Genomic DNA, 12,799 nt, shown 5'->3' on the forward strand with positions numbered 1-12,799 from the left:
CGTTGCACCCTGGAAGCGATGGGGTGGGGAGTGCGGTTCAAACAGGCGATCGCCGCGATGCGGGCGGTAACGTTGGCCCTGGTGGCCTGGCTGGCGCTCGCGGGCGCCGCCATGGGCATGGATACCCGCGACCGCAGCATCAGCCAGTTCTACCACACGGCCTGGACCGTGCGCGAAGGCGCGCCAGGCCAGGTGACGGCGCTTGCCCAGACCGCGGACGGCTACCTCTGGCTGGGCACGCAGACGGGCCTCTACCGCTTCGACGGCGTGCACTTCGAACGCTACCGGCCGCGCCGCGGCGGTGATTTCCCCGCGTCCAGCGTCGCTTCGCTCTATGCAGCGCCAGATGGTGGCCTGTGGGTCGGCTTTCGCTACGGCTTCGCCAGCTACATCGAGAACGACACCGCCGTGCACTACGGCGCATCATCAGGGCTGCCGACGGCGACGATCTACGCGATCGCCGGCACACCCGATGGCCGCGTGTGGGGCGCAACCTTCAACGGCCTCGTGGAACTGCGCGGCAACCGCTGGCAGGTGGTGGGTCCGTCGATGGGCCTGCCTGGCATCCGCGCGCGCAACCTCACGGTGGACCGGGAAGGGCGGCTGTGGGTGGCATCCGACGTGGCGCTCGCGTGGTTGCCGCCGGGTGGCGACCGTTTCGTCGTCGCAACCCGCGATGTCGGCAAGATCAACCGGATCAGCGAGGCGCCGGATGGAACGATCTGGATTGCCGATGTCGACCGGGGCGTATTGCCAGCGTGGCGCGGCACGGGCGATCCCGCCGCCGCGGGACCCATCCTGCGGCTGTCGTCATCGGGCCTGCTGTTCGACCGGGATGGCGCGCTCTGGGTGCCCACGCTGGGCGAGGGCCTGCGCCGCGTGCCGCGCGTCGAAGAGCGCTCGCGCCAACGGATCGATGCGGAGGGCACCGCCGCGGAACGTTTCGTCGAGCGCGATGGGCTGACCTCGGATTACATCAGCGCGATCATCCAGGATCGCGAGGGCAACCTGTGGGTGGGCGGCAGCCGCGGCCTGGACCGTTTCCGCGCCAGCCGGCTGCTGCCCGCGCCGACGCCTTCGGGCGCCACGGATTTCGCCATCGTGCCGGCGGCCTCGCGCGGCATCTGGATCGGGACGAAGAACCGGCCGCTGATGCGCGTGGACGCGGTAGGCGCTACGACGGTCGATTTCCCGGAGGCGATCACCGCCGCCGCGCGCGATGAGCACGCGACCTGGCTGGGCGGCCCCAACGGCGTCTGGACCATGCACGGCGATACACCCACGCTGTTTGCCACGCTGCCGGTCCAGGATTTCACGGGCGTGCAGGCGATCACGGGTGATGGCCGTGGCGGCGCGTGGGTATCGATCAACCGGCCTGGCGTGTACCACTACACCGGCGGCAGCTGGCACCGCGAAATGCTACCGGCCGTCGCCAACGACCCGTCGCCGCTGGTGCTCGTCCGCGACCGGGCCGACCGCCTTTGGATGGGCTTCGCCCGGGACACGATCATCGTCCGCGACGAGACCGGCCACGACACCGTGCTGGGGGAACGCGACGGCCTGGCCGTCGGTAACGTCACGGCGCTGTGCGCGGATGGCGACACCATGTGGGTCGGCGGCGAGCGCGGCATCAACGTAGTGCGGGCGGGCCGCGTACATCCGCTCCCGTTGCAGATGGACCTGCGCGGTGTTTCGGGCATCGTGCGCGATCGTGCCGGTGACTACTGGGCCAACGCGTCCCAGGGCATCGTCCGCATCCTCGGTGCGGATATCGCCCACGCGCAGCAGGATGCAACCTTCCGCATCCCCGTCGCGCTGTTCGATTCGCTGGATGGCCTACCGGGCACGCCGGCCCAGTTCCGGCCGTTGCCCACCGCCGTCGCCGCCGACGATGGCCGGCTGTGGTTCGCAACGACCAGCGGCGTTGTCTCGATCGACCCGGCCGATGTGCCGCGCAATACCCTTCCGCCACCGGTTACGATCCGCGGCATCGCGACGGACACGGGCTGGTACGAGGCGGACGGACGCATCCGCTTGCCCGCGAAGAGTGCACGCCTGCGCATCGTGTATACGGCGACGAGCCTCTCCATGCCTGAGCGCGTGCGCTTCCGTTACCGGATGGATGGTATCGACCGGCACTGGCGGGATGCGGGCGCCGATCGCGAGGCGGTCTACACCGACCCGCCGCCGGGGCGCTACTTGTTCCGGGTGAGTGCCGCGAACGAGGATGGGGTGTGGAACGAGCAGGGCGCCGCCATCGGTATCGACGTTGCGCCGGCGTTCTACCAGACGGCGTGGTTCGCCGTGATCCTGGCGGTGGCTGGCGCCGCGATCGTCTGGATACTCGTGCTGGTGCGGATGCGCCGCGTGGAACGGCAACTGCGCGAGCGACTGCATGAACGCCACGCGGAGCGCGAACGCATCGCACGCGAGCTGCACGATACGCTCCTGCAGAGCATCCAGGGCCTGATGATGCGGTTCCAGGCGGTCGCCAACCGCGTGGCGCCCGATGATCCGTTGCGTGTTTCGATGGAGCGCGCGCTCGACCGAGCGGACCTCGCGCTCGTGGAGGCACGTGACCGCGTGCGTGACCTGCGCGATCACCTTGGTGACACCGTGGCGCTGGATGTTGGCCTGGTGGAGCTGGCGCGCTCCTATGCCGATGAGCATGCGGTACCGGTGATCGTCGATACCGCCGCCGAGTGGCACGGCATGGATCCGCTGGCGCGCGATGAGCTGTATGGCATCGCCCGCGAAGCCGTGCATAACGCGATCGCCCACGCCGAGGCGAGCCGGATTGACGTGTGCCTGCATCGGGATGGCGGCGACGTGGTGCTTTCGGTCTGGGATGACGGGCAAGGCATCGACGCGGACATCCTCGCCTCGGGCCGTCCGGGGCACTGGGGCCTGCGTGGCATGCAAGAGCGCGCCGAAAACATCGGCGGCGTCGCGGAGATCACATCATCGCCCTGCCAGGGCACGCGGGTCGTCGTCCGCGTGCCCCGCGCCCGTCTCTTCCCCGCGCGGGCCTGGTGGCGCCGCTGGCTACCTAGCGGTAACAGCCGTACTTGAACTGGCCCTTGGCGACCGGGCAGAGGATGGCCGCGAAGCCACCGTTGGCCGGTACGTCGAAGCTCAGCGTGCCGTCCGCGGTGACGTTCTGCGACGAGCGGGCGACATCGCCGCGACCGGTCCCATCACGGATGATGTCGGCTCGCCACGGCCCCACGCCCAGCCCCGCGAGCGGCACGCTCAGGCGGCGCGCCGGGCCCGCCGAGATCGCGCCGATGAACCAGCGATCGCCGCTACGACGCGCGAAGATCGCCTCTTCGCCGGGGGCGCCGGCGATAAGCTTCGTCTCGTCCCAGGTGGTGGGGATCTGGTCCAGGAACGCGAGCGCATTGGGGCGCCGCTGGTAGGCCTCGGGGCTGTCGGCGAGATGCGTCAAGCCGGATTCGAAAACGATCGGCAGCGCCACCTCGTGGGCGATGCTGGCTTCCTGGCGGCCGACGTCGAAGGCGACCGGCGTGTAATCCATGGAGCCCACGACGTTGCGTGTGAACGGCTGGATGGTGTTACCGACCGCCGGCGGATCGTTTTCCGCGCCGCGCACGCCTTCCATGGTCATCAGGTGGGGCCAGGTCCGCGCGAGCCCGTGCGGGATCGTACCGCCGTGGAAATCGACCATGAGCTGCAGGCGCGCGGTATCGGCCAGCGTCTCGTCGTACCAGCGGAAGCGTGCCTGGCTGTCCGAACCCATGAAGTCGATCTTGACGCCCTTGACGCCCCAGTCTTTGACGCGGGTGAGCCAGGCCTCGCGCTTCGCAGCCGTATCGAGCATCGTCCACGGGAACCAGATCAGCACGTCCACGTGTTTCGCGTTGGCGTAGCGGATGAGCTGGGGCACCCACGTTTCGCTCCAGCCCTCATCGAGCAGCACGTAGGGCATGCGGTTCGCAGCTGCGAAATCGACGAACTGCTTCTGCCGTTCAAAGCTTTTCGGGCTGTCGTGGTCGCTGATCCATGACCACGCGACGCTGCCCGGGCGGATCCACGAGGTGTCGGCGATTTTCGATGGATCCGCAAGATCATCCACGAGCGTCGATTCGGTGACGGTCGCGAGGTCGCCGGCGATGATGGTGCGCCAGGGCGTGACGCCGGTGCTGTCCACCCGGCTATCGGCCAGGGTGAGGCTGTACGACGGCGAGTTCGCCACGTGGGTGAGGCGGCTGCCGTCGTAGCGGCCGTCCGCATTGGCCTCGGTGATCAGGACGTAGCGCTGGCCGACGAGGAACAGGGAGGGATAGCCGTAGTCCCCGCCGGGGGCGGCGGATGCGGAGGTCTGGATGCGCTCCTTCTCATTGCTCGGGTCGTAGGGCAGCAACCAGGCGCGGGCGTCGGCGGGGAGCGTATAGCTCGTGGCTTCGCCGGTCACCGTCACCTGGGTCGTGCCGGGCAGCTCGTAGCGAAAGGCGACGCCGTCGTTGGCGACACGCACGACCACGTCGAGCTTCTCGCCCTTGTCGTTCTGCAGCGCGAAACGATTTTCCGTGAGGTTGGCGTTGCGCACGAGGCGCTTGCCGGTGGTCATCCGATAGCTTTCGGTGAGATTGCGCTGGGTGGTGCCGAGCAGGCGAAGGCCATGGGTCAGGTCGCTGCCCGTGGTGCGCAGGCCGAGCGTGGCGTCGACGAGCACCTGGCCCTGCGGATCGGCGATGTTGAGCACGGGGCGCCCGCCATCGCGAAAGACCATGGTCACCAGCGGCGGCGTAGCGAAAGCAGGCAAGGCGACTACGGCGGCGAGTGCGGCGACAAGGCGGTGCGACGTCTTCATGGGAGCTCCTGGGGCGGGCGTGCCGATCGCCGAGCATTCCACAGCGGTGCACGGCGGCTCAAGCAGGACGTAGCCAGCGTGAGAACCGCGTCAATGCAAAAGCCCACTACCATGGCCGGCATGACCGATGTCCCTTGTGCCTTCCTCGACCTCCTGGAAACCGATGCTGCCTGGCGTGACCCGGGGGCGTTCCGCTGGCGTGCGGATGCCATGGATCGCCTCGACCTGCTGTCGCTGGCGATGACGGACGACGTGCAGCGGCAACGCGCCGATGCGCTGTTCGATGCGATGGGCGCGGCCGACGAGGCGCTGTTCGCTGCGTTGCGTGCGGCGATCCGGGGCGGGGAAGGGAAGACGGCGCTCGCGCCGTGGCTCGATATCGGTGAGCCGGTCGGCGCGCACTACGACGCACTGGATGCGTTGGTGGCGGGAATACTGGCTGTCGACGAACCGGCGCCGGACGTATCGGGCCTGCCGGCGGACATGGTGTTCTACCAGCCGACGCCAGCGCGGCACATCGTCGATGCGGTGCGCCTGGCGGCGCTCACTCCCGGAGACCATGTGCTGGACCTGGGGTCGGGGCTGGGCCATGTGCCGCTGCTGATGCGGATCCTGAGTGGTGCGACGGTCACCGGCGTGGAGCGTGAGCCTGCCTATGTGGATGGCGCACGAGCCGCGGCGTTGGCATTGGGGCTGGATGGGGTGCATTTCGCATGCGCCGATGCGCGCGAGGCCGACGTCTCGAAGGCGGATGTGTTCTACCTGTTCACGCCGTTCATCGGTGCGGTGTTGCGCGATGTGGTCGCGCGCATCGAGGCGGAAGCACGCAAGCGGCCGCTGCGCGTTCTCGCGCTTGGCCCGTGCACACGCACGTTCGCGCGACAGCCCTGGCTGCACAGCGACGCCGCCGATCCCGAAGCCGCCGACCGCATCATCCTCTTTGCATCGGTTTAGCCGGACCCTCAGCGTTTGGCGGGCGGCAGCTTCGCACTCAATGCCGCCCGGAATACCGTCGCCAGCAGATGGAAGCCTGCCTCGTTGGGGTGCATCTCATCGTTCCACTGGTCGTCACGCGTGAGCTGCCCGCGCAGGTCGACGTAATCGAACATGCCGCCGTACCTGGCGGATGCCTTCAACGGTTCCAGCACGCGCTCCGCGAACCCATCGATCAGGAGCTTCACGAACGCGCGCCACGCGGGGACGCCGCCGGGGATCACCGGTTCGATGTAAGGCCCGATCCACGGCCCGATCGATTTTTTCAGCAGCGCCGCGGCGCCAAGGTTGCCGAGGCCCAGTTTTGCGTCGCTGCCGATCAGCCTGGGATAGTCGTAGGTATGCGCAAGGATCGGCACGTTCGGCTTCGCTGCGTGGAACGTGTCGAGGAACAAGGCATACGCGTTGCGCAGGTCATCGAACCGGCCCGTGGCCACGATGACGTCGAAGGCCTGCTGCGGTGAGAGATTCTTTTGGCCGGCCATGGTCTTCTGCAGCCACGTATCGACAAAGTCGTTCCCGCCGGCGCTCAGCAGGACCGCATCGAAGTTGAAACGGCCGAACCAGCCGACGAGGTCGTCGACGTTGTCCTTCGTGAACATGGAGCGGCTGGGGTGTTCTTTCTGGGGGATGGCCTGGTCGCCGCTGTGTTCGGCGCGGAAGAACAGCCCACCCTGGCCGAGCAGTGGAACGCCACGCTCGTTGTCCTGCGGTGCAGGCGAAACGATCCAGTCGAGCATGTTCATGTACAGCGGCGTGGAGAACCACGAATCACCCTCGCAGAGGATGACCGGCACCCGGTCGAGCGCCTTCTGGCTCTTAAGGCCGTTGTAGAGGGCGCGGAACTGGCCGCGCTGCGAAAGGGAAGACGCGGGAACGGGCATGGCGGCAGCTCGCGCGGCGAAGGTGCCCCGATCCTACCCCACGCCCGGTGACAGTCGGCCCCTGGCGGCCCCCCCCTTGTGGGAGCGCGCTTGCGCGCGATAAGGCCTGCCGTACCGTCTGGCCCTCGCTTACCGTCCGTGAAACCGCCCCGTAGCCCCACCCACCGAAATACTGACCCCACCGGTCGGATGCTCGCAGCTGCCAAAGGCCTGCGAGAGGCTCACCGCACCACCCTGGTAGCTCCCGCTGCCGCCGTGGCTGGCGCTGACGACCCCGGTGCTGACGCTGCCGTGCACCTGGGGCTTGTTGTACGTGGCGTCATCGCAGCGCGGGCCATCGTCCTCGATGTCGGCCCCGGCCATCTGGCCGCTGGTGTCGCCGTAATAGGTGCCCGGCGGATCCTTCGCGCGCGACGGTGTGACGGCGACGCTCTCCTTGCCGCCGGCGGAAGGCGCCGTCTGGCCCGCCGCGCTGGCCGGGGCCGGGGTCGCGGCTGCGGCCGGATGGCTCATGGAAGCCGTGCCGTTCTTCGAGCCGTTGTCGGCCACCGCTGGGGCCTGCGCCGGTGCCGGCGCCGTGCTGGAAGCCGCAGGCACGTAATTCGGCGAAAGGTTGAGGTTGAGCGGCTTGCCGGCGTCCTGCGCCATAGCGGCGCCAGCAAGCAGGGAAAGGGTGGTGAGGGCGAGGATGGACTTCATGGAACGCTCCGGGGGACCTGCCAAAGAACGCCTCACGCAGCGTCCGGTGTACCGGGGTTGGAACGCCCGTTAAGGGGGGAGTTCCCTGGGGTGCCGGATCGCGCGCCTTGGCTGGGGGTCCGGCCTGGCCGGATCGCGCGCAAGCGCGCTCCCCCATGGCTCACATCATGCCTCTTCGGGGGCATCGAGGGGCGGTTCGCCCAGACGGGCGCGCAGGGCATCGATCTGGCGGCGCAGGTTGCGGTTCTCGGCTTCCAGCTCGGCGACCTGCTCGCGCAGGGCCACCACGTCGCCCGACGGCTTCTCGCGCGGCTTGCGCTTCGACTCGCGGACCCGCTTGGCTGCCTCCTTCAGCTCCTGGTCGCCCGCCGTGGCGGCAGCGCGCTGCTCGTCTTCCGGGAGCGAGGCCACGGCGGCACCGGCGCTGATCGACAGGGTGCCCGACTTCACCGCGGCGACCACCTCCGGGGCGGCCTCCTTGCGGATCTTTTCGATCATGCCGACCTGGTTGGCGCTGATGCGCGCCTCGCGGGCGATTTCCTTGCGGCTATCGTTCGGGTTGGGACGCGGGGCCTTCGGTTTGGCCGGGGCCGAGCCTTCCGCGTCGAAGGGCAGGTCGTTCTCGTCCTTTGCCGGCTCCTCGGTCTCGCGGCGGGCGGCCAGGATCTCGCGCTTGCGCAGCGCCAGCACGCCACGCTGGAAATCCGAGACGCTGCGCCGGCCAAGGTGCTGCTCGATCATCCACAGGTGCACGTCGTCCATGGACTGGAAACGCTCGTTCTGCACGGTCTTGAACGGGATATCGTGCTTGCGGCAGATGCCATAGCGGTTGTGCCCATCGACCAGCGTATCGCCCCACAGCACCAACGCGTCACGGCAACCCTCGGTCAGCAGGCTGCGCTCCAGGGACTCGTGCTCATCCGGGGTGAGCGGATCGATGTAGGCCTTGAGTTCTTCGTTGACGACGATATGCATGGCTAGGAGCGCGGTAGCGGACGGGCGGCCGCGCATTCTAGTGCCTGCCGGTCTCACGTGCAGCGACGATGTGGGGGTTGACAGCGATGCCCTGGCCAGCACGCCACCGCGGGCGGCCTTTTGCAAAGCAGCGCGACAGCTCCGGTCGGATCCTCTAGGCTCCCGGCAAGGCATTCCAAGGGAGCAAGGCATGGCAAAGACCAAGACCGTCGCCGCTGACGTAGACGCCTCCGTGCTGATCGATGGCCGCATTGAAAGCCTCGGCGACTGGCGCGGTGAAGCGCTGGCCCGCATGCGAAAGCTTATCCACGAGGCATTGCCCGATGTGGTCGAGACGTGGAAGTGGATGGGTACGCCGGTGTGGGAGCACAACGGCATCATCTGCACGGGCGAGAGCTACAAGGACAAGATCAAGCTGACCTTTGCCAAAGGTGCGTCGTTGTCCGATCCGGCGAAGCTGTTCAACGCTAGTCTGGATGGAAATATGCGCCGTGCGCTGGACATAGTCGAAGGCCAGAAGGTCGACGCTGTAAAATTCAAAGCGCTGGTAAAGGCTGCTGCCGCCTTGAATGCGTCAGCGAAGAAGAAAGCCCCTGTAAAACGTGCGAAGTAGGGGCGCACGGTGCGCAGTGAACTAGTGTTCTGCATCATGTCCGGTCTGGGCGTCGTATCGTTCGCTGCGCAGGCGGCCGCCATAGACGATCGCGTCTGCAAGCCCCTGAAGGTGTTTGTCCGCTCGGTGCATGCGCACGAGAAGCGGCAAGTCGTGTTCAACGCCATCTGGGGGCAGCCTTTCAAGGACTCTGGCGAGGCCGGATACGCGCTGGGCGGTAAAGAGTGCACGCACGGCGGCTACGAGCCAGCCAAGCCGCTATGCAAAGCCCTGGTCGAGGTCGGATCGATGGAATTTCCCGGCGTAAATGCCGCCGACGTACTCGCCTGCCTGTCGAACGCACGGAAGGGAGTCCCGTTCGATATCAAGGCGATCGACGCCTCGGTGTCGATGGGCACGCCGGACGCAGGTCAGGAAATCGAGGTTATTCTTGCAGAGGATCCGAAGCGCGGCGGCTCCATCATGACGATCGTGGTGGAAGGCTACTGACCAGGTTTGATGGCGGCGCGGCGCATCGCGGCTGCCAGGGCGGCGTTTCCGCTTCCATCGACACCTTGCACCGCGCCCTCGAAGTCGGCCGGCGTGCGGTTCTGGCTGAGCTTCCGCTTGCCTTCCAGTCGCGTGATCTCGACTTCGATGCCCACGATATGGGCCAGTTCCTCGGCGAGGTAATCGGCCGGGGCATCGCCCATGCGCCATGGCTCCGGTAGCCGGGATTCGTGTTCGCGGGTGAGTCGGGCCACGACGCCGCGCACGTAGGTTTCGTCGTCGATGATTCGGATGCGGCCGTGGACGTGTACCGCCTCGTAGTTCCATGTCGGCACGTGGCGGTGGGTTTCGTGCTTGCTCGGGTACCAGTTGGGCGAGACATAGCCGTTTGCTCCGCGGAAGACGACCAGCACCTCATCGCCCGCCGCGACGTCCTGCCAGAGCGGGTTCGCGCGCGCCACGTGCGCCACCAGCGTGCCTTTCGCGCCGCGGCCTTCATCGACGAGGAAGGGCAGGTGGTTTGCGTCCAGGCCGCCGGCGGTGTACGTGACCAGTGCACCCAGCGGATGCTCGCGGAGCAGCGCGAACAGCGTGGCGGCATCGGTTTCGGCGAAGAGGGCAGGTACGTACATGTGACGTTATCGATGACCGGGAGGGAGAGGCACTCAGTGCAGCGGACGCACCAGCAGCACCATGCAGAGCAGCAGCATGAACAGCGCCACCGCTGCATCCATGATGCGCCACGCCGTCGGATTCCTGAAGACGGGCGTGAGCAGGCGCGCGCCAAAGCCGAGGCTGAGGAACCAGACCACGCTCGCCGCGCAGGCGCCGGCCGCGAAGACCCAGCGCAACGTGTCGGGGTAGCCGGTTGAAAGGCTGCCGAGCAGGATCATGGTGTCGAGATAGACGTGCGGATTGAGGAAGGTGAAGGCGAGGCAGGCAAGGGCTGCCTTGTACCAGGCAGGCTGGACGCCACCGGCGGGGGCTAGCCCGCCACCGCCACGCCAGGCGCGGGAGGCGGCCATCAGGGCATATACCCCGAGAAAGGCGGCGCCACCGAAGCGCAGGGCCTGGAGCAGCCACGGCACCCGTTCGACGAGAACGCCAATGCCGGCCACGCCGAGCAGGATCAGGAGGATGTCGCTGAGGGCGCAGATGGCCACGACGACACCCACGTGCGAGCGCTGCAGGCCTTGCCGCAATACGAACGCGTTCTGGGCGCCGATGGCCATGATGAGGCCGGCGCTGGCTGCGAAGCCAGCGAGTGCAGTAGTCAGGATCATGGCGATGTCACCGGAGGAAGGCCCCCATGATGTCGCCCCCATGCTGCTTAGACAAACTAAAGATTCTTCAGGCGGCTAAGAATTGCTAATCTGGCCACATGGATCTCCTTCATCCCCAGCTGGCCGCATTCGCCGCCGTCATCGAGGAAGGCAGCTTCGAGCATGCCGCCCGGCGCCTTTCGGTGACGCCCTCAGCCATCTCGCAGCGGATCAAGGCGCTCGAAGACCGGCTCGGCCAGGTGCTGGTTGTCCGCCAGGTCCCGTGCAAGCCGACGGCCGCCGGTGAGCGGCTGCTGCTCCGGCTCAGGCCCATGCAGGCGCTCGAAGCGGAAGCCCTGGCGGACTTCCTGCCCGAGGAAGTGCGGCCGGCGCAGTCGCGCCCGGTCGCGATCGCGGTCAACGATGATTCCCTGCACACGTGGGTGATCACGGCGCTGGCAAACCTGCACGCCGGGCATGGTTACTTCTTCGACGTACGCGTGGACGACCAGGATCACACGCTCGACCACCTGCGAGAGGGTGCGGTGCTGGGCGCGATCACTTCGGAGCGCAAACCCCTGCAGGGCTGCAACGTCTTCGCGCTGGGCCGCATGCGCTATCACGCGATCGCATCGCCCGCTTTCGTGCGGAAGCATTTTCCACGCGGTATGGATGCGGCATCGCTTGCCGCCGCGCCAATGATCGTGTTCAACCGCAAGGATGAGCTGCAGGCGCGCTATGTGCGTCGCGTCACCCGGGCGAAGGTCACGCCACCGATCCACTACCTGCCCACGTCCACGGGCTTCGTCGAGGCGGCGGCAAAGGGGCTCGGCTGGTGCCTGGCGCCCGACCTGCTCGCCAGGCCTGCTCTCGCCGCCGGCCAGATCGCCACGATCGATGAAGAACGCACGCTTTACGTGCCGCTCTACTGGCAATGCGCAGCGGTGCCTTCGAGCACGCTTCAGCACATCACGCAGGCCTTGCGCAGCGTCGCGGAAACCGCGTTGTCGCCCGAACCGGACTGAGCGGGGCATCCATGCTCCGCATCGTCGTTGTTACTTCTCGCGCGCCAGCGGCAGCACGCGCTCGCGGAGCACCTTGTACTCCGCATCGATCACGTCCTGTTTCGGATCGTGGCCTGCGTGTTCGAGTAGTACCCAGCCTTTCTCAGGCGCATTGATCTGGTCGTACCAGTGGCGCGCGACATCCGGTGTGGCGAGCAGGTCCTGCTTCCCTTCGATCAGGAAGACCGGGATAGCGAAGTCGGTGCCGAGGGCGGGGAGGTTCGCGTGGGCGAGCATACCGTCGCCATGCATGCCGACGAAGTTGATGAAGGAATAGTCCTCACCGTTCGTATAGTCCTCCGTGGCCTTCGGCGTCGTGTATTCCGGTGCCGGCTTCCACGTGGATGGCGGCGGTGTCGTGACCTTCGCTTCGTACGCACGAATGACCCGGCGCACCTTGCCGAAGCTGCGTGGATCGGTCCAGGGCGGCGTACCGACCTGCTTCAGGACAGCGAGCGACGGCTGGTCGTTAGCCGCTTCGGCCAGGGCCATGAGCTTCTTGTAGCTCTCGGCCTGGTTCTCCAGCGAGTTCACGACCTGCGAGGTGCCCACATAGGCATAGAACAGGTCCGGCCGGGCCTTCGCCATGTAAACGCCAAGGATCGAGCCCCACGAGCTCCCCCACAGGATCACCTTGCGCTTGCCGTAGCGGTGCGCGAGATATTCGGCGAGCTCGTTGCCGTCCTTTGCCATCCGCTCGATCGTCAGTGTCTCGCCTTCGGCAGGCGGGTTGCGCCCGTAAGTCATGCCTGCGCCACGCTGGTCCCACTGCACGACGATGAAGTCCTTCGACCACGCGCCGTACATCGTGTCCGAGAGCGGGCTCAGGGGATTGCCGGGGCCGCCGCTGATGAACAGGATGACGGGGTTGGCGCAACTGTCGCCCTTGGCGGTGACCCACTGTTCGATGCCGCCAATGCGGACGAAGCCTGCGCTATCGACCTTGCCCGGCTTACCCTTGCAGGCGGCGTCCAGCGGTACCGCGG

General features: G+C 67.2%; 12 protein-coding genes. 5 read left to right on the forward strand and 7 right to left on the reverse strand.

Translation table 11 applies throughout. The annotated features are described in order from the left end of the window. Nucleotides 1–30: 30 nt before the first annotated feature. Nucleotides 31–3,072 (forward strand): sensor histidine kinase, encoded by a 3,042-nt coding sequence (locus ACTHLF_RS19855; RefSeq protein WP_440329741.1) that lies wholly within the window; start codon nucleotides 31–33, stop codon nucleotides 3,070–3,072. Here ACTHLF_RS19855 and ACTHLF_RS19860 read toward each other — a convergent pair. After that, nucleotides 3,050–4,834 (reverse strand): glycoside hydrolase family 97 catalytic domain-containing protein, encoded by a 1,785-nt coding sequence (locus ACTHLF_RS19860; RefSeq protein ID WP_440329742.1) that lies wholly within the window; start codon nucleotides 4,832–4,834, stop codon nucleotides 3,050–3,052. The genes ACTHLF_RS19855 and ACTHLF_RS19860 overlap by 23 nt on opposite strands. Nucleotides 4,835–4,927: 93 nt before the next feature. Between ACTHLF_RS19860 and ACTHLF_RS19865 the strand changes: the two genes are divergently transcribed. Next, nucleotides 4,928–5,788, forward strand: a complete 861-nt coding sequence (locus tag ACTHLF_RS19865) for a methyltransferase domain-containing protein (RefSeq protein ID WP_440329744.1) — start codon at nucleotides 4,928–4,930, stop codon at nucleotides 5,786–5,788. 8 nt (nucleotides 5,789–5,796) lie between these two features. Here the strand turns inward: ACTHLF_RS19865 and ACTHLF_RS19870 are convergent, their stop codons facing one another. The 3 genes from ACTHLF_RS19870 to ACTHLF_RS19880 form a co-directional block, all read right to left on the reverse strand. After that, a complete protein-coding gene (locus ACTHLF_RS19870) occupies nucleotides 5,797–6,711 on the reverse strand; it encodes a hypothetical protein (protein ID WP_440329746.1) in 915 nt (304 codons plus the stop codon). A gap of 129 nt (nucleotides 6,712–6,840) precedes the next feature. Then, nucleotides 6,841–7,410 carry a hypothetical protein gene (locus ACTHLF_RS19875; RefSeq protein WP_440329748.1) on the reverse strand — a complete coding sequence of 190 codons (570 nt, stop codon included), beginning with the start codon at nucleotides 7,408–7,410 and terminating at the stop codon, nucleotides 6,841–6,843. 165 nt (nucleotides 7,411–7,575) lie between these two features. Beyond that, nucleotides 7,576–8,385, reverse strand: a complete 810-nt coding sequence (locus ACTHLF_RS19880) for a plasmid replication/partition related protein (protein WP_440329749.1) — start codon at nucleotides 8,383–8,385, stop codon at nucleotides 7,576–7,578. Nucleotides 8,386–8,575: 190 nt separating this feature from the next. On the opposite strand from ACTHLF_RS19880, the gene ACTHLF_RS19885 reads away from it, so the two are divergent. Together ACTHLF_RS19885 and ACTHLF_RS19890 are read left to right on the forward strand one after the other, a co-directional pair. Then, nucleotides 8,576–8,998: a DUF1801 domain-containing protein gene (locus ACTHLF_RS19885; protein ID WP_440329751.1), complete on the forward strand. Its 423-nt coding sequence runs from the start codon at nucleotides 8,576–8,578 to the stop codon at nucleotides 8,996–8,998. A 9-nt stretch (nucleotides 8,999–9,007) separates the two neighbouring features. Next, nucleotides 9,008–9,487, forward strand: a complete 480-nt coding sequence (locus tag ACTHLF_RS19890) for a hypothetical protein (protein WP_440329753.1) — start codon at nucleotides 9,008–9,010, stop codon at nucleotides 9,485–9,487. Here ACTHLF_RS19890 and ACTHLF_RS19895 read toward each other — a convergent pair. Together ACTHLF_RS19895 and ACTHLF_RS19900 are read right to left on the reverse strand one after the other, a co-directional pair. Then, the gene (locus ACTHLF_RS19895) at nucleotides 9,481–10,119 is read right to left on the reverse strand and encodes an FMN-binding negative transcriptional regulator (protein ID WP_440329755.1); all 639 of its coding nucleotides are present in this window, start codon (nucleotides 10,117–10,119) and stop codon (nucleotides 9,481–9,483) included. The genes ACTHLF_RS19890 and ACTHLF_RS19895 overlap by 7 nt on opposite strands. A 33-nt stretch (nucleotides 10,120–10,152) precedes the next feature. Continuing rightward, complete coding sequence (locus ACTHLF_RS19900) at nucleotides 10,153–10,770, reverse strand: LysE/ArgO family amino acid transporter (protein ID WP_440329756.1); 618 nt, start codon at nucleotides 10,768–10,770, stop codon at nucleotides 10,153–10,155. Nucleotides 10,771–10,868: 98 nt separating this feature from the next. On the opposite strand from ACTHLF_RS19900, the gene ACTHLF_RS19905 reads away from it, so the two are divergent. Beyond that, nucleotides 10,869–11,774, forward strand: a complete 906-nt coding sequence (locus ACTHLF_RS19905; RefSeq protein WP_440329758.1) for a LysR family transcriptional regulator ArgP — start codon at nucleotides 10,869–10,871, stop codon at nucleotides 11,772–11,774. A gap of 30 nt (nucleotides 11,775–11,804) precedes the next feature. On the opposite strand, the gene ACTHLF_RS19910 is transcribed toward ACTHLF_RS19905, so the two are convergent. Continuing rightward, nucleotides 11,805–12,799: alpha/beta fold hydrolase (locus ACTHLF_RS19910; RefSeq protein ID WP_440329760.1), on the reverse strand; the 995-nt coding region annotated here is incomplete at its 5' end.

This window comes from Luteibacter sp., assembly GCF_051958795.1.
GTDB lineage: Bacteria > Pseudomonadota > Gammaproteobacteria > Xanthomonadales > Rhodanobacteraceae > Luteibacter.